Here is a 17,540-nt window from a genome sequence, read left to right as displayed (position 1 = left end):
AAGACATTTTCATGTGCACCTTATTTATCCTGTAATTTTAAAAAAAGGCAAAATAAAAAGCAGCTAACCCGAGAGTTCACTGCCTGTACTTCATTGAGCCAAAAATTAGCTCAAAGCTATTGATCCTGTTGTATCTTCAAAGAAGGTAATTTCCACTGTTTCAGTTAAAACATCTGCGTAGCTGTACGAAACACGTTCAAAAGCATTTTCATCCTGGTCAAGCTCGATGACGAAAACTGAAGGATAAGTTTCCGCTAACACGCCAGAACGTTCAATCGTCTTTCTCCGTCCTCCGTTGGCCTTTAGCATGAGTCTTTTTCCTAAGTTTGAATCAAGCGCTTTTTTGATATCCGATAATGTTTTTGGCATTCGGTCCACCTCACTGTGTAAAGTATAACACGCTGACACTATTTAGTCAAACAAAAACATAAATTATAACAGTACTTAAATTTAAAAGTCAATATATTTCGGTCTTCTTTTTCCTCTAAATTTCAACAATTTTAGAGTAGCCTTTAATGCGTTAAAATATGTACCAAAATAATAAAAAAACGCCAGACCGTATTTTATTCAGTCTGACGAATTTTTATTATATGGCATTCCTGTCCTTAATACACCTTTTGTTTCTATGCCGCCAAGCCCCTTATCCCCAGTCAATGTATTGCGAAGTACATCCCACACGTTTATCCGTTCCATGAAAGGCGTAAAGCTGATTTTAGCGACGATATAGACCGGATCTAGTGCATGGATATTCACCCTTGAAGGGGAGCTTGCGAAGTTCGCCCCCGCATGGATCAATGACTCAAAATGGGATTGGCAGGCTCCGGCAAAAATGACCAGCTGGTCCAGATGAGGAACTTTCTTTCGAGCTTCCCTCACTGTCTGGACGAAATGCTTGGAGTGTCGATATGCGTTGATATCATCCATAGTCCCTTTTGACTTCGAGTAAGCATCGTGCCCGGTGATCACTAAAATATCAGGCCGGTAATAATCAAGCAGCATCCCGACTTTGTCTGGCATTTCCTTTTCATTGCAATGGAATCCATACACCGGGACCCCGACTTTCTCATATAGGGTCAAGCATTTTTTCAAATAATTCGGATCTCCATCAATATGGAGTACCTTTCCAGGCATCTGAAAGTAGTTATACGACTTGCTGTACCCTTCAGTCGCTTCATATTCCTGTTTTTGCTGCAATAAATCAACATCCTGCCTGAAAAGCTTATATGACTGTTCTTCAAGTGATCGGAATTCCTGTGTCAGCCTCATGCGCATACCCGGATCGATTTTGATTAAATCTTCATAGGGCGCATCCGCAATCAATCGGAAATCCTCACCATATAATATCGCAATTTTTTTGCCATGTTTCTCTCTGATATCGATAACCCGGAACATTATATCGCATTGATGCGAAACCCTGCCGACGATATCCATGAGGTTAATATTCATCATCCTCACTCCAATTGCCCCGCACACAGGCTGCGCTGAATGGTATTCTTACATAAAATATGCAGATACCCATAGACATGTGCTTTTTTGAACTATGGAGGATTCAATAACCAAGGATATTCCTGATTTGTGCCGATAGATTGCTTAAATTCTCTATTCCTGAACCTGAGAGCTTTTGCCTGAAAATCAATTTGATAGTCATTAATAATGATTTTATTCTAGAACATCAAAAAAAGCCCGGGATCTTCCGGACTTTAATGACAGCTGTGTTTGTATGAAATCGTTGCTTATTCATGAAAATGAGCGTTCTTTAATGAAAATACGGATACAGCGCATTGCTCAATTGCGCGAATTCCTCAATCGTCAGAGTTTCTCCCCTGCGCGATTCCTCCACTCCTGCCTGTAGAAGTGCTGCTTGTATACTTTCTTTCTTTTGCTTTCCATCCGGCAGCTGGCTGGTCAGGTTATTCAGTATCGTCTTCCTGCGCTGGGCAAAACTTGATCTGGTCACTTGGAAGAAGAACTTCTCATCCGTCACTTTTACTGGCGGCTCATCATGCAATGTCAACCGAATGACAGCTGAGTCCACATTTGGCTGTGGCATGAACACTGTTTTCGGAACAATCATCACGGTTTCCGCTTTCGTATAATACTGGACCGCGATCGACAATGAACCATATTCCTTTGTTCCCGGCTTGGCCGAAATCCTGTCGCCAACTTCCTTTTGAAGCATACAGACAATCCCTCTGATTGGCAGCCTTTCCTCAAGCAGCTTCATCAAGATAGGTGTTGTGACGTAATAGGGCAGGTTGGCCACGACCATGACGTCCTCTTGTTCGCCAAACTCCTCTTTCATAACTGCTTGTACATCTGCTTTTAACACATCACTATGGATGACATTAACATTTGTGTAGGGGGACAGTGTATCCTGCAATATCGGCAGCAAACGCTGGTCAATTTCAAAGGCAACAACCTTTTCCGCTCTCTTCGCAAGCTGCTCTGTCAACGCACCGATTCCAGGCCCGATTTCGATGGCACCACTATGGTCGGTCAGTTCCGCATGGTCGACGATGCGATTCAGGATATTGGTATCGATCAAGAAGTTCTGTCCGAGGCTCTTTTTAAAAGAAAAGCCGTATTTTTCAAGTATTTCCTTCGTTCTCACTGGGGTCGCGATATCTTTATGCATTTTGTTCCTCCTTAAGGATTTCTGCCAGAGCCGCTGCAAAATCCTGTCTTTTCACCTGAAACATCATCAGGCGCTTGTGCAGCTGCTTGCCATTTGTGTATCCGATCTTCAGCAGCCTTCCAAGCTTTTCCCGTCTTTCCTTCGATCCGGGACCGCCAATGAGCCCTGCAACAAGCAAGTCCTCCTGGGTAATCTCCTCGACCGCCTCTGCATCCATTACCTGGGCATCCTTCAGCGCTTCACGGATCACCTCAGGAGATGCATGCTCAACGCCAAGACCCCTGCCGGATTTAGGCTTGGCCATTTCCTTTGGGATAAAAGCGTGCTTGCAGCCAGCAATCTGCTCTGAAATCGTTTTGCGAATTTTTTCTCCGGGAAAATCGGGATCGGTAAAAATAATGACCCCCCGCTTTTCATGAGCATTCCTGATTTTCTCGATGGTTTCGGCATTGATCGCCGACCCATTCGTTTCAATTGTATCCGCATCAACGGCACGCCTAATCGCCGTCGTATCATCCTTACCCTCAACTACAATGATTTCCTTTAGTTTCATGTTTCCTCCGTACTTGAACTCATTCAGATTCAAATGGATATGATTTTCTTTAAAATCTAAGCTCTGTTAAACACGGCTGTTGATTTTCGTTCCAGGCGCTTCGCTTTCCGCGGGAAGTCGGGGAGCCTCCTCGGCGCTTTGTGCGCCTGCGGGGTCTCCCCATGACTTTCACATCCCGCAGGACTTTGAGTTAGCTTCCCCGAACCCGCCCACGCACGATGAAAATGCGTTAGCATTTTCGGAGGAGTCTACGCGCCTTCCACTACAATCAACAGGATGCAAAAATCAACATTTAGCATTAACAGAGACAAAATTTAAAAAAAGAAATAAATTTTCTTTGAAATAAATGAAACATTTTTGAAATATAATCGTCTATATAGGTGTAAACTTTTTTAGCGATTATGCTTTCTTATTATACCTTAAACGTAAAATGAAAAAACAAAAATGCAGAGGAAGGTTCCCCTGCATTCATAAATTAATTCAGGATTTTGATTTTAACGCGTTTACGGCCCCATCGATAGGCATCCGATTTAGATGCGAAAAAGACATCGATCTTATTGCCTCTGATAGCTGAACCTTTATCGGCAGCAATTGCATAGCCGTATCCTTCGACATACACTTTTGTTCCAAGAGGAATAACACTTGGATCCACTGCGATGACCTTTATGTTAGGATTCGCTCTTAGATTGATGCCTGTTGCCGTATAACCGGAGCAGCCGTTGCAGTTAGCGGTGTAGGCTGTGGATGAAACATAGAATTCCTTGCCTGCCGGTTCACTTGAGCCACGGGAAACTTGAGCTACGATGACCTTCGTTCCCATTGCCACGACTTTATCCTGTTTTTCTTTCAATTTCTTTTCAGAGATCAGTTTTCTAGAGACTTCCTTGCCGTTTTCAAGGACCACTTCATACTCCTTGGATAGCAAGCCTTCCTGACCTTCTGTTACGACTTTCTGTTTCCCTTTTTCCAGTTTGCTGTCATTTTTCGTAACGACTGCATAGCTAATTGGTTCTTCCACTACATCGGTGACTTTTTCAACGCGAATGACATTAATCATGGCATCTTTTGTGACTGTCTGCTTTAACTCAGGCTCAACACGGTCCAATTCGTTCAGTGTGATTCCTTGCTGTGATAAAAAGTCAGCGACCGTAGTCGAAGTCGACCATACATCTTGCTCTTTTCCGCCTACTACAAGCTTAAGCGGGAAAGCTCTTTGAATGGCAATCTTCAAATCTTGCTTTAATTTAGCGTCTGGGTTTGGGTTTAATTTGTCGTGTTCATTTATAACGATATTCTGTTCTTTCAGGAACTCCTCTACCGTATCGGCTGCTGTCCAATACGTTTTCTTTTCCTGATCTTGTATCAATTCTACCTGTTTTGCCGGCTTCCACACGATTGATAGGTTGTTCTTCACCTCTGTGTCTACCGCCAGCGATAAATAATCCTCTGAGCGCAATGAAATTTTGAGATCATTAAATATATCTTGGATTGTATTTGCATGCGTTTTAATGACTCTTTCTTCGCCATCCAGCGTCAATGCGACTGTCTTTTTGGTCCCTTCATACATGAAGAACCCAAGAGCAGCGGCAAAAACTAGGAAACTAGCAGAAAAAATCACCAGTTTCTTCTTACTCAAAGTCTTGGAAAACAGGTTTTTCATACTATTAATCACGATGAAAAACGCCTCCTCTTCTCGGAGTGATTATAAAGATATTGTTGCCGACTTGTCAACCCAGACACCCTTGCCAAACGTAGTCCCTATTATGCAAGATGCTCCATAAAAAGAAAAGCAAGAGTTATCGACACGGTTATCCTATGTCGCTAGAGAGACATGTAGAACTTTTTAGAAACATAAAAAGTTTGGACAACCTTGCTGAAAAATCGACAACATTCTTTATCACTTTATGCCGAATAATTTTTTTGCATTTTTGGCTGTTTCGCCTGCAACTTCTTCGAGTGTTAACCCTTTCAGTTCTGCAATCTGTTCGGCCACCAATTTTACATAAGCTGGTTCATTTCTCTTACCGCGATAAGGATGCGGTGTCAGATAAGGGCAATCTGTTTCTACCAACAGCTTTTCCATCGGAATCGACTCTGCCACTTCCTTCGGTTTTTTTGCATTTTTGAAGGTAACCGGTCCGCCAAGCGAAATATAGAAGTTCATATCGATGCATTCAAGCGCGGTTTCCACACTTCCGCTATAGCAATGCATGATGCCGCCTACTTCACTGGCATTTTCCTCTTTTAAAATTGCTACTATGTCTGCGGTTGCCTCTCGATTATGTATGATGATAGGAAGATGTACTTCTTTTGCCAGTTTGATTTGCTTGCGGAAGACTTCTTTCTGGATTTCCTTCGGTGACTTGTCCCAGTAGTAATCAAGGCCCATTTCGCCGAGTGCCACTACCTTCGGATGACCTGCCAGTTCCCTCAGCCATTCCAGATGCTCCTCTGTCATATCAATCGCATCGACTGGATGCCACCCTACGCTTGCATAGATAAAATCATAGCCTTCAGCGAGTTCAATCGCTTTTTTGATCGTTCCCTCATCGAATCCGACAACGACCATATTCGTCACACCCTCAGCAAGCGCCCGGTCAATGACCTCCTGGAGATCTTCATTGAATTGTTCTGCATTTAAGTGTACATGTGTATCAAAAAGCATTTCAAAACTCCTTTGCTGGTGCCTGCAGTTTCATTCTATTCCTCCATATCAATGATTTGAATAGATCCACTGCGATGTTCTTATTATTGCGATAAAGTTGTGTCGATATCATAACTTTTTTTCAATGTCCAGGTCAAATTTTTGAATTCGGTTTCACGAAAACCCGTCAAGTGTCGGGAGTGCTAAATAAGTGTCCAGCTCCAGCGCCTACCCCCTCGAGACGCTTCGGTCCTGCCAATGAAGTCAAATAACGACTTCACTGCCTGGCCCTCCAGCGCTTGTCGGGGCTGAGCAAGGCGCTTACGCTTTTCTTGCTAACTGACTCTCTTTCCTATCATAAATCACTCTTTTAAAAAAATTGCTTTTTTAACACAAAAAACCTGAAAATGTTACACATGAAACATTTCCAGGTTCTTATTTGTATTATTTTACTTTTGCTCCGATTGAAAGTGAATCATCAACTGTTGCCAATGACATGACGCCATCCTTTTCACCTGCAAGAATCATTCCCTCGGAAAGCTCTCCGCGAAGTTTGACAGGCTTCAAATTCGTCACGCAAATCACCTTTTTGCCGACAAGGTCTTCCGGTTTATAATATTTCGCAATCCCGGAAACGACCTGACGCTTTTCATAACCAAGATCCAATTGAAGCTTCAGCAGCTTATCAGCCTTTTTGACCGGCTCCGCGTGTACAACTTGTGCTACTCGCAAATCAACTTTCATGAAGTCGTCAATCGTAATCTCATCCTGGACTTCTGGTTTTGCTTCTTCCACAGGTGCAGCGGCTGGAGCCGTTCCTTGCATTTTTTCCTTGATGAACTCTACTTCATCCTTCAATTCAAGGCGCGGGAAGATCGGTTCTCCCTGAACGACCTTCGTTCCGGCTGGAATCTGGCCGAATTCTTCTAGGCTTTCCCATGTTTGCAGTGCTTCAGAAGTGACATTCAGCTGAGCAAAGATTTTATCTGGTGTTCTAGTTAAAAATGGCTTCAGAAGGACAGCCACTCTTCTCAATGATTCAGCAAGGTGAACCATAACATCTGCCAAAACCGCTTTCTTTTCTTCATCCTTCGCCAGCACCCAAGGCTGTGTCTCATCGATGAACTTATTGCAGCGGCTGATCAGCTGCCATACAGACGTAAGCGCCACGGAAAACTCCATCTTCTCCATTGCGTCTTCGTACTTCTGGACCGTCTCTTTGTTCATTTCGAGCAACTGCTTCTCAAATTCACCTTCAGAGCCATTGTAAGCAGGAATTTCGCCACCAAAATACTTGTTAATCATCGCAACCGTTCTGTTCAGCAAGTTTCCAAGGTCATTCGCAAGGTCAAAATTGATCCTTTCGACAAACCCTTCAGGCGTGAATACACCATCAGAACCAAATGGAACTTCACGAAGCAGGTAATAGCGAAGAGCGTCAAGACCATAGCGGTCAATCAGCGTAACTGGGTCAACTACATTCCCTTTGGATTTCGACATCTTTCCATCCTTCATTAAAAGCCAGCCATGGGCGAATACCTTTTTTGGAAGCGGAAGGTCAAGAGCCATCAGCATGATTGGCCAATAAATAGTATGGAATCGGACGATTTCTTTTCCAACAAGATGGACATCAGCCGGCCAATAATTCAAGTACTTGGAATCATCATCCGTTCCATATCCAAGCGCTGTAATATAGTTGGATAGCGCATCAATCCATACATAAATGACATGCTTCGGGTCACCAGGGACCTTCACACCCCAGTCAAACGTTGTCCGTGATACAGCCAGGTCCTCAAGGCCAGGCTTGATGAAGTTATTGATCATTTCGTTTTTTCTGGATTCCGGCTGGATAAATTCCGGATTCTCTTCATAATACTTCAGCAGCCTGTCTGCGTATTTGCTCATTTTAAAGAAATAGGACTCTTCCTTCACTTTTTCGACAGGACGGCCACAGTCAGGGCAATTGCCATCTTCAAGCTGCCTGTCTGTGTAGAAGGATTCACATGGAGTACAGTACCAGCCTTCATATTGATCAAGATAGATATCCCCCTGCTCCAAAAGCTGAGCGAAGATCTTTTCGACAATTTGCTTATGGCGATCCTGGGTCGTACGGATAAAATCATTGTAGGAAATATCCAGCTTGCCCCATAGCTCCTGAATGCCATCAACGATTTCATCTACATATTGCTGCGGAGTGATGCCCTTTGCCTCAGCATTGCGTTGGATTTTTTGACCATGCTCATCCGTACCTGTCAGATACATGACATCATAGCCGCGCAGTCTCTTATAGCGTGCCATCGCATCGCCAGCTACTGTCGTATAAGCATGGCCGATATGTAAATTGCCGCTCGGATAATAAATCGGGGTTGTAAGATAAAAGGTTTTCAATTTCTCTTCCATGAAGATCCTCCTTAACTAATACTGCTAGTTCATACTAATAGTAGTTATTATACCAGCTAATGCCCTTTGTTTCATAACACTTTAACGACGCTTATAGATGGTTTTGGCCTTTGTCTTTTAACATCATTCATTTTAAAAGCAATGAAATAAGAATTCTCTTAAAAAATATCCCCAACTACGGACATTCTCCCTATAAAGTTTACGTATTTTGTCAGTAGGGAATTTAATTGGCTTATGTCCTAACAGAATTTTAATATGGGCAGCTACGAAGGAACCTTATCAAAAAAGCCCTGCCTTAGGTTTTGGCAGGAGCGGCGATTTATGTGGGAAAGTTTTAAAATCTACTTAATAAAATGATAACCAAACTTATCGATAGAATATACCTCTTCACAAAATAATGGGCAGCTGTCTTGAATTTGTCGAATTTGTGACATTTTGTCGAATGAAAATGTAGAAATTTGTCGAATTATGTGCAGTTTACTATTCTCCAATAATGATTTTCTCGTTTCTTCTTTTAGTAAAAAACGCAACACTACATATCCTCCCTTGTTTTTTTCGTCCATAAAGCTTGATATGAAAAGGTTTTCTCCTTATGCTAAAATTTGTTAACAATAGAAAAATAAAATAATTGACGGTTATTGGAATCGCTGGTATTATAAAACCAATAAGAGAAAAATGTCGAATAATGACGAACTAAATAGATGGGAAAATGAGAGGAGATTTGTTTATTATGAAATCTACTGGTATTGTACGTAAAGTTGATGAGCTAGGCCGTGTGGTAATTCCAATCGAACTTAGAAGGACTCTTGGCATCGCAGAAAAGGATGCTTTGGAAATTTATGTTGATGATGACCGCATCATCCTAAAGAAATACAAGCCGAACATGACTTGCCACATCACTGGTGAAGTTTCTGACAACAACATCACATTGGCAGGCGGCAAGCTGATCCTTAGCCGTGAAGGTGCTGAACAGCTTCTTAAAGAAATCCAGGGAAGCTTCGAACCTGTAAAAGCTTAATATAAATACTCAAGGCCGTGGAGAATCCACGGCCTTTTTTAATTTCACTTATTCATTAATATGATAGGCCTGATATACTTCCCGCTTTTGCACGCCTCTATCCTTCGCTGCTTGCTTGATTGCATCTTTGGAATTCATTTGTTCCTTGGAAATATAATGTTCGACATGTTCCTCAATGCTTAATTTTTCCCACCATTGATTCTCTTCTTCAGCAATCGCATCATGAGAAGCTCCTTCGATGACCAATACAAATTCCCCGCGGACTTCTTCTGCCTCTGCCCATGCCAATGCCTCAGAGATCGTTCCTCTTAGGAACTCCTCATATTTTTTCGTCAGCTCACGACAAAGGACGATTTTCCGGTCCCCGAGACCGTCAAGCATTAACGATAGTGTTTCTTTCAGACGGTGAGGAGACTCATAGAGAACAACCGTTGCAGTTTGCCTTGCCAGCAATTCAAGTTCCCTTTTCTTATCCTTTTTTCCCCTTTGGAGAAATCCATAATAGTAAAAAGGCTGAGGAAGAATCCCTGAAGCAATCAAAGCGGTCAAAGCTGCATTTGCTCCTGGAAGCGGAACGACAGTCAGTCCCTCGGTGATTGCTTCAGCCACAAGCTCTGTTCCAGGATCAGAAATAGTCGGCATACCCGCATCGCTGACAAGCGCTACTTTAGCGCCATCCCTGATTTTTTCAATCAATTTATATCCGCTGCTTTCCTTATTATGTTCATGATAACTCGTTACGGGCGTTTCAATCTCAAAATAATTACATAGCTTTTTCGTGTTCCTCGTATCTTCCGCCGCGATCAAATCCGCTTCCTTCATAATTCTGATTGCCCTGAATGTCATATCCTCGAGGTTCCCGATTGGCGTTGGGACAAGATAAAGAATTCCCTTTTCATGTTCCCGTTCAAAGCTTTTCTGTTGTTGCATGTAAATCACCCGTTTCTCTGTGCTTATTTGCTTCCATATAACATCTCTTTAATCACTGGGGTATACTCATTATTTTCATCATAAACCGTCAATGGCTCTAGAATTTTAAGATCAGGACTTCCGTCTTTGATCGCCTCTACCAATAGTGTATTTGCTTCCTTTCCAGCCTTAGGATAAACAAACTGGATCCGCTTAGGCTCAAGCCGGTATTTCCTCATGATTTCAATGATATCGATCAGCCTTCCTGGCCGGTGGACAAATGCAACCTTCCCGCCCTGCTTGACTAGCTGGCTCGATGACTTGATGGCATCCTCTAGTGTGCAGAGGATTTCATGACGCGCAATCGCCAGGTGTTCATTCGCATTTATTTCTTCATTTGATGGTGTAGGAAAATAAGGGGGATTGCAGGTGACGACATCATACTTCTCGTAGCCAAGCTCTTTCGGTGCATCCTTAAGATCGCCATGAATCATATGTAATCGTTCTTGTAAATCATTATATTCAATACTCCGGACAGCCATATCATACAGCCGCTCCTGGATTTCCACTCCCGTGATTGTCCCCTTTGTCCTCGCACTTAAAAATAGCGGAATGACCCCGTTTCCGCTGCAAAGATCGACAATCTTTCCTTTTTGGATCGGCACCCAGACAAATCTAGCCAGCAATACAGCATCCAGCGAAAATGAAAACACATTCGGGCTTTGGATGATCCTTAAATCCTCTGCCAATAAGTAATCCAATCGTTCATCTTCCCGTAAGTTAACCATTCTAAATCGTTCCTCCATGCCTATATGTTCACTGCCCCTGTGGCTTTTTCATCTTATAAAAATAGCCTTCCCTATTAAGGAAGGCTGCCAATTATTTTTTATTAAGAAAGGATAGGCAGAACAGACAATCCTCTTTGCGCGGGCTTCCGAAATGCAGGTTGCAGATATGGAAGCCTTCCTGGTACAGACGGGCAAGATTATCGTAGCCTTCACCGATATCAACCACGTTTTTATCGCCCTGGGGCTGATTGCTGTTTCCCTTACCTCTATTCTTAATGGTTGGATCTTTTTTACCGATAGTTTGATCCAGACGGCGTCTTATATGCTCATTTTCCAGCTTTAATGCATTATTCTCTTCCAGAACCTCTGCTAAATGCTGTTTTAACTCACCAAGCTGACGGTATAAATCACCGATCTGCGATTCCATATTACTTACTGAGTCAAAGATATCTTTTTTATCCACCTGTTCCACCTCATTAATCTGTGGATGATTGCAACGATACAGCTCCTGCTTCCTGTATTTCCTCAAGTGTATATTCCAGCACGCGTTCCTGTCCAGGTATATTGACTTGCATCACTCGTTCCAGGATGTTCAGCCCGACAACCTTTCCAGGTCCTTCAGGCGTCACAATCGTTTCACCCAGGTCAGGCAGCTGTTCTTTCGCTGTTTCATATTCGTCGTTCTCATATTTCAAACAGCACATGAGCCTGCCGCAAAGACCGGAAATCTTCGTTGGATTAAGGGAGAGGTTTTGATCCTTGGCCATCTTGATTGAAACTGGATCAAAGTCCCCGAGGAACGTTGAACAGCAAAGCATTCTGCCGCATGGTCCTATCCCGCCAAGCATTTTTGCTTCATCCCTCACGCCAATCTGACGCAGTTCGATCCTTGTCCGGAAAATAGAGGCCAAGTCCTTGACCAGTTCCCGGAAATCAACGCGGCCATCAGCCGTGAAGTAGAAAATGACTTTATTGCGGTCAAATGTATATTCAACATCAACCAGCTTCATATCCAGCTGATGTTCATTCACTTTTTCACTGCAAACATCATATGCTTCTTTTGCAGCCGTTTTGTTCTCTTCGACAATGAGACGATCCTTCTGATCTGCAATTCTGACTACCTTTTTCAGAGGCAGGACAACATCCTTCTCGCCAACTTGTTTACGGGGAGTCACCACTCTGCCGTACTCAACGCCCCTTACAGTTTCGACAATGACGAATTCGTCCTTTTGAATTGAGAGATCGCCGGGATCAAAATAATAAATCTTTCCCGCTTTCTTGAAGCGGACACCTACTACATCATACAAGTGTAGATCCCTCCTGCAATTTTAACACCAGCTCTTCCATGAGCAGCTGGGGATTCATATTGGCATGCAGCTTCCTCTTCGCCTCCAGAATGGCTGCCATTTGTTCGGTAAGACGCCGTCCGGATGTCTGTAGTGCAAACTGTTCTAAACGTGAGCTTTCGTTTAGATATACAACCTGGTCTTTCTTGCCAAGCTGAATGTATAGTAAATCCTTAAAAATAAGAAGTAATAAATCCAAACCTCGATCGATTTGTTCTTTCTCTTTAAAGTGCATGAACCAGTTCTCCTGAAGCGCGACCATAGCTTCAAGCGGATTCTTCTTCAGCACTTCATATAATTTTAACACTATTTTTTGTGCTTGTGCAAACCAATCATCATGACTTATCTCTAAAGCTTCTTCCAAATTATTGGTTAGCTGTGCCAGAAGCGGTGCCATTTGTGGTAGTATCCCATTGGCGATTAGTTGTTCAGCCATATTTTTCGGAGATAATGGCGTAAAATTGATTAGCTGGCATCTAGATAAAATCGTCGGCAGCATCTGCTGTGACTGCTCGGTGATCAACACCGCAACAGTACCCGCATGCGGTTCCTCAAGGAACTTCAGCAAGCTATTCGCAGCGTTTGTCGTCATTCGATCAGCATGGACAATCGTGTAAAGCTTATTTTTTGACTCTACACCTGTTTTTGAAAACTCCTCCTGCAGCTGCTGGATCTGGCCCTTTTTGATCGACAGGCCATCAGGTTCGACAAGATGGATATCAGGATGGTTGCCATGATTGATCCTTTTGCAGTTCAAGCAGCTTTCACAAGGTTTATAGCCATCAACCGGCGCCTGGCAATTGATGCTCTTAGCAAGGAGAATACTAATCTCCTTTTTGCCAGTGCCCCTCATTCCTTCAAATAAATAGGCATGGGCGATTCGATTTTTCTGGATGCTGTTTTTAATCATCTTCAAAACATTGGGCTGAAGTCTCTCCAGCTCGTCCCACGTCTTTGCCAAAGGTATCACTCACTTACGTATATAAATTGATCAACAAGCCTTTGATTCCCCTACTCTGCCAAGGATATCAATCTGTTCATCTTTGTTATCCATCAACTCTTCTGTCAACTGTACGAGCTTTTCATCAATGGTTTCTACAAGCTTCAAAGACCTGCCTTCGCCATATTGGTTCCAGCTATGCGAGTGCTTCAGTTCCATTCCGAAGTTGACTGTTTCTTTTACAAATTGCTTAACCAGTGTCTTGAACTTGGCCAGGTCCTTGAATGTCCTCGACCTGGCAAGCCTCTCACCGGCAGACTCAACTTGCTTCATTAATTGCTGAAGCTGTCCGAGCTGCAATTTATGTTCTTGTTTCTCCACGAGTTCATTGAACCTGATTCCGCCCCCAGGCTGTTGTTTCTGATCCAGGCGAACTTTATCTATGTTAAGGCGCATATCTTGATTAATTTTCATCTCTTGCTAGACCTCCGGGCATTCCCCGTTAAAATTGATGAAACTGCTCAACAGGCAATACGAATACAGTCGCTCCGCCAACCTCTACTTCCACCGGGTAAGGAACATACGAATCCGCATTCCCACCCATAGGAGAAACAGGAGCCACAAGCTGGTCACGTGACTTACAGTTATCCCTGATGACCTCCAATGCCTTTTCCACCCTAATGTCTTCTGTTCCTATGATAAAAGTGGTGTTTCCTGACTTCAGGAATCCACCCGTACTAGCCATCTTCGTTGCGCGGAAATTATGGTCAACCAATGCATTGGATAGACGGTTGCTATCCTGGTCCTGGACCACAGCTAATATTAACTTCATTCATTTTCCCCCTATATTTTTTTAGACTTGCTGATATAACAGCAGAGGTTCATTCCGTAGCTTTTGTATTTTCATTATAACAGGATTCATGTGACAAGACATGATATAAACGTAAAATTCCATAGGCTTCCAATTGGATTTGCTTGCTCCTACTATACTAAAAAACAAGCCTGATCGAAATCAAGGCTTGTTTGGCAACCATCACGAATTGATTAGCTTTTTTATTTGAGCTTCTGCTTGTCCGTAAACTGTATCGAGATCTTTTGAAGCATCCACTTTAAAGATTCGATCTGAGAATCGATCGGCAAGGATTGTATACCCTTCCCTCACTTTTTGATGAAATTCGAGTTTCTCAAGATCCAGTCGATTGACTTCACGTCCCTTGTTTTTGTTGATTCTTTCCAGCCCGATCTCCGGTGCGACATCAAAGTATAGAGTCATTTCCGGCATCATGTTTTCGATCGCAAATTCGTTGATTGAGTAAACTTCATCAATGCCTAGGCCTCGCGCATATCCCTGGTAGGCAAGTGAACTATCGACAAAACGGTCACATAAGACAATTTTCCCTTCTTCCAGAGCAGGCTTCACTTTTTCCGCAAGATGCTGCCTTCTCGCAGCTGCATATAAAAGTGCTTCCGTACGCGGGTCCATCGCTGTATTTTCCGGATCAAGAATGACTTTCCTGATTTGTTCAGCAATCTCGATGCCTCCAGGCTCCCTTGTGGCCACTACTTCATATCCTTCATTTACGAGATTTTCAGCAAGCATCTGAAGAATCGTTGTCTTGCCAGAGCCATCCGGGCCTTCTATTGTAATAAAAATCCCCTTTTTCAATTTAAATCCTCCAACTCTTGAACACATTTATTTTACCAGCATGCAGATGTTCTCCACCCTGGATTTTCGCTTCTTTTTCCTTTAAAAATAGAATCGTATTGATATCATCTTCTGTCAGGACTTCACCAGGGAAACTAAGCGGAATTCCCGGCGGATAAGGAATAATTTGCTCGGCACAGACTCTCCCCACAGCATCCTGCAACAAGACAAATTCTGTCTGCTGTTTCTCCATCTCACTAAAACTGACTTCCAACGTAGAAATCGTTTTTTTGATGACCTTGGGCCCAGGTTTATTTTTCCCCTCAGGCATGGTCCTTACTGCCTCAGCAATTATTTCTGCCGCTTCCAGCAATCGATGCTTCATGCCATTCTTCAACAATGGAAGAACAAGCAGCACATTATGAGGATCAGCCAATTCCGTGTAGATTCCTTTTGACTCAAGTCTTGTTTGCAGTTCGAAGCCGGATGAGGATTGAATCGTTAGCTTCAACGGATCATCCCCAGACAAAATTCGAAGGGGTTCTATTTCCTCGAGTTTTTCTTTGAATTTTTTCAGTTCTGATTTCAAATATATTAAGTCTTCCTGATTATAGGTACCCAGATAGCTCCTAGCCAAATCCAGCGATGCCATCAAAGGATAGGAAGGGCTGCTTGACTGCAGAGCCTGCAAGTAGAACTTAAGCTTGCTAAGCGATACGGAACTCGACTGATAATGGAGAAATGCTCCCATTGTCATCGCCGGCAAGGTTTTATGAGCAGACTGGACGACTAGATCAGCCCCAAGTTCCACAGCTGAAGCGGGAAAATAATCCCCTGCCATAAAATGGACCCCATGAGCCTCGTCTACCAATACAGGAATATAATGATCATGAGCCAAATCTATAATTGCCTTTAAATCATAAGCCAAGCCATAATAATTCGGGTACGTTAAAATAAGTGCTTTTGCATCAGGATGCTGGCTGATTGCTGATTTAACACTATCCCGGTTTAATCCAGCAGCCACTCCGAACTCTTCATTATATTCCGGGCTAATGAATACAGGCTTTCCCTTTGCGAGTTTTAAAGCATTCATGATTGACTTATGACAGTTACGCTGGACAAGCACCACATCATCTTCTTCAACCGCGGCAAGAATCATCGCAAGATTCCCGACAGTCGATCCACCTATTAAAAAAAAGCTTTTATCAGTTCTATATAAATCCTTCAGTAGTTCTTCGGCTTCAAGAATAACTCCCTCAGGTGAATGAAGATCATCCAATCCCGTTATTTCAGTTCCATCCAATTTTAATATTTGCTCAAAGTAGGCTCGTCCCTCTTCAGGAAAAAAAGCCCCATTTTTATGCCCCGGTACATGGAACGACAGAGGATTGCCGAATGAATGCTTCACCAATTGAGAGTACAGGGGTGTTTTCGATTGTTCCATATTCTCACCTATATATATAAATTCACACCTATCCATTCTAACACTGTTTTTGAGCAAAAAAAATAAAAGCTCAAAATGAGCTTTTAACTGTAAATGCCAGGTTTTGTTACCTTCCTTAACTTTTCTACGTAATATTTATATTTAGGATCACTCGTATCGGTCTTGATCATGATGCTCTCACAGTCTGCACATATAAAAGAAGTATACAGGTGTATGCCAGCCTTTTTCGTCTGTTCGCAAATCACACAGTTCTCTCCAATTTGATTCTTAGCTAAAAGCGAACCCAAATTCTCCACCTCCGTACACCTATTGTTGCCAGGAGCGTTTTTTTGTATACAATTTTCCGAATAATATTTTCGAAAGTTTAGTTGTTTTATATTTTATGATTGACATACGGTTTCCTTGTATGTCTTACAACAATTAAGGTTGGTTTATTATATAAAATACTTTTGAAGAGAAGCGAATAAGGATCTTTAAGCTGGCTGAAGTAGGTTGCTTAAGGCATTCAGGCAGACTTATTTAGTTTTTTTGCATACATGCGGAAGAAGATGCTGCTGGGAGGGACAGCTATTTTGTGCTTTTCTTCTACATTTGTACAAAGTTGCACTAGGTTCGGACAGGTTTTTGTTGTTTTCCTATAAACCTGGCTTAAGTTGCCTTTACTTCGGACAATTTTTCGTTGTTTTCCTGTAAACCTGTCTGAAGTCGCTTCTGCTTCGGACAACTTTTCCTGGTTTTCCTTCTAACCTGTCTGAAGTTACCTCTACTTCGGACAACTTTTCGCTGATTGCCCCTTAAGCTGTCTGAAGTTGACTCTACTTCGGACAACTTTTCCTGGTTTCCCTTCAAACTTGTCTGAAGTCGCTTCTGCTTCGGACAACTTTTCCTGATTCCCCTCTAAACCTGTCTGAAGTGGCCTTTACTTCGGACAACTTTTCCTGATTTCCCTTCAAACTTGTCTGAAGTTGCTTCTACTTCGGACAAGTTTTCACTGTTTTCGTCTAAACCTGTCTGAAGTTGGCCCTACTTCGGACAACTTTTCTTGCTTTTCCTCCAAACCTGTCTGAAGTTAATCGTACTTCGGACAACTTTTCTGTCATTCCATCTCATCTTGTCCGAAGTCGACTCTTTTTCTGACAGATTCATAATCTTTTCTACCTAACCTGTCCGAAGCCATCCCGCAGGTAGGATCAGTTGCTGCTACATTTTTAGCACCTG

18 protein-coding genes are annotated in these 17,540 nt (G+C 42.7%); 1 reads left to right on the top strand and 17 read right to left on the bottom strand.

Features of this window, described 5'->3' with window-relative positions:
* Window positions 1–105: 105 nt before the first annotated feature.
* The 7 genes from veg to metG form a co-directional block, all read right to left on the bottom strand.
* The gene (gene veg, locus AB5I83_RS22320) at window positions 106–369 is read right to left on the bottom strand and encodes a biofilm formation stimulator Veg (RefSeq protein WP_023613322.1); all 264 of its coding nucleotides are present in this window, start codon (window positions 367–369) and stop codon (window positions 106–108) included.
* 198 nt (window positions 370–567) lie between these two features.
* On the bottom strand, window positions 568–1,446 hold the full coding sequence (gene yabG, locus AB5I83_RS22315) for a sporulation peptidase YabG (RefSeq protein ID WP_448978651.1): 879 nt from the start codon (window positions 1,444–1,446) through the stop codon (window positions 568–570).
* Between the two features lie 310 nt (window positions 1,447–1,756).
* Window positions 1,757–2,635, bottom strand: a complete 879-nt coding sequence (rsmA, locus tag AB5I83_RS22310) for a 16S rRNA (adenine(1518)-N(6)/adenine(1519)-N(6))-dimethyltransferase RsmA (RefSeq protein ID WP_448978595.1) — start codon at window positions 2,633–2,635, stop codon at window positions 1,757–1,759.
* Complete coding sequence (gene rnmV, locus AB5I83_RS22305; protein ID WP_448978593.1) at window positions 2,628–3,188, bottom strand: ribonuclease M5; 561 nt, start codon at window positions 3,186–3,188, stop codon at window positions 2,628–2,630. Before rnmV ends, rsmA begins: the two co-directional genes overlap by 8 nt.
* A gap of 475 nt (window positions 3,189–3,663) precedes the next feature.
* A complete protein-coding gene (locus AB5I83_RS22300; RefSeq protein ID WP_448978649.1) occupies window positions 3,664–4,848 on the bottom strand; it encodes a ubiquitin-like domain-containing protein in 1,185 nt (394 codons plus the stop codon).
* A 237-nt stretch (window positions 4,849–5,085) separates the two neighbouring features.
* Window positions 5,086–5,853 (bottom strand): TatD family hydrolase, encoded by a 768-nt coding sequence (locus AB5I83_RS22295; RefSeq protein ID WP_448978591.1) that lies wholly within the window; start codon window positions 5,851–5,853, stop codon window positions 5,086–5,088.
* A 423-nt stretch (window positions 5,854–6,276) separates the two neighbouring features.
* Complete coding sequence (metG, locus tag AB5I83_RS22290) at window positions 6,277–8,232, bottom strand: methionine--tRNA ligase (RefSeq protein WP_448978590.1); 1,956 nt, start codon at window positions 8,230–8,232, stop codon at window positions 6,277–6,279.
* A gap of 730 nt (window positions 8,233–8,962) precedes the next feature.
* On the opposite strand from metG, the gene AB5I83_RS22285 reads away from it, so the two are divergent.
* Window positions 8,963–9,250: an AbrB/MazE/SpoVT family DNA-binding domain-containing protein gene (locus AB5I83_RS22285; RefSeq protein WP_079504177.1), complete on the top strand. Its 288-nt coding sequence runs from the start codon at window positions 8,963–8,965 to the stop codon at window positions 9,248–9,250.
* 48 nt (window positions 9,251–9,298) lie between these two features.
* On the opposite strand, the gene rsmI is transcribed toward AB5I83_RS22285, so the two are convergent.
* From rsmI to AB5I83_RS22235, 10 genes are all read right to left on the bottom strand, one after another.
* Complete coding sequence (gene rsmI / locus AB5I83_RS22280) at window positions 9,299–10,180, bottom strand: 16S rRNA (cytidine(1402)-2'-O)-methyltransferase (RefSeq protein WP_448978588.1); 882 nt, start codon at window positions 10,178–10,180, stop codon at window positions 9,299–9,301.
* Window positions 10,181–10,203: 23 nt separating this feature from the next.
* On the bottom strand, window positions 10,204–10,947 hold the full coding sequence (locus AB5I83_RS22275; RefSeq protein WP_448978586.1) for a tRNA1(Val) (adenine(37)-N6)-methyltransferase: 744 nt from the start codon (window positions 10,945–10,947) through the stop codon (window positions 10,204–10,206).
* A 91-nt stretch (window positions 10,948–11,038) separates the two neighbouring features.
* A complete protein-coding gene (gene yabA, locus AB5I83_RS22270; protein WP_167834209.1) occupies window positions 11,039–11,410 on the bottom strand; it encodes a DNA replication initiation control protein YabA in 372 nt (123 codons plus the stop codon).
* Between the two features lie 13 nt (window positions 11,411–11,423).
* Window positions 11,424–12,254, bottom strand: coding sequence for a PSP1 domain-containing protein (locus AB5I83_RS22265; RefSeq protein ID WP_167834208.1), 831 nt, complete (start codon window positions 12,252–12,254; stop codon window positions 11,424–11,426).
* Entirely contained in the window at window positions 12,247–13,254 is a 1,008-nt protein-coding gene (gene holB / locus AB5I83_RS22260; protein WP_448978584.1) for a DNA polymerase III subunit delta', read from the bottom strand. The genes AB5I83_RS22265 and holB overlap by 8 nt, the downstream gene beginning before the upstream one ends.
* Before the next feature lie 30 nt (window positions 13,255–13,284).
* Complete coding sequence (locus AB5I83_RS22255; protein WP_448978582.1) at window positions 13,285–13,707, bottom strand: YaaR family protein; 423 nt, start codon at window positions 13,705–13,707, stop codon at window positions 13,285–13,287.
* Between the two features lie 28 nt (window positions 13,708–13,735).
* Window positions 13,736–14,065, bottom strand: coding sequence for a cyclic-di-AMP receptor (locus AB5I83_RS22250; protein WP_023613337.1), 330 nt, complete (start codon window positions 14,063–14,065; stop codon window positions 13,736–13,738).
* 201 nt (window positions 14,066–14,266) lie between these two features.
* On the bottom strand, window positions 14,267–14,899 hold the full coding sequence (gene tmk / locus AB5I83_RS22245) for a dTMP kinase (RefSeq protein ID WP_448978580.1): 633 nt from the start codon (window positions 14,897–14,899) through the stop codon (window positions 14,267–14,269).
* Window position 14,900: 1 nt separating this feature from the next.
* Entirely contained in the window at window positions 14,901–16,322 is a 1,422-nt protein-coding gene (locus AB5I83_RS22240; RefSeq protein ID WP_448978578.1) for an aminotransferase class I/II-fold pyridoxal phosphate-dependent enzyme, read from the bottom strand.
* Between the two features lie 83 nt (window positions 16,323–16,405).
* Window positions 16,406–16,618 (bottom strand): sigma factor G inhibitor Gin, encoded by a 213-nt coding sequence (locus AB5I83_RS22235; protein ID WP_448978577.1) that lies wholly within the window; start codon window positions 16,616–16,618, stop codon window positions 16,406–16,408.
* Between the last annotated feature and the right edge of the window lie 922 nt (window positions 16,619–17,540).

The organism is Mesobacillus sp. LC4 (assembly GCF_053543455.1).
Note: the sequence above shows the minus strand (reverse complement) of the source record. Positions and strands in the feature narration are given on the sequence as shown.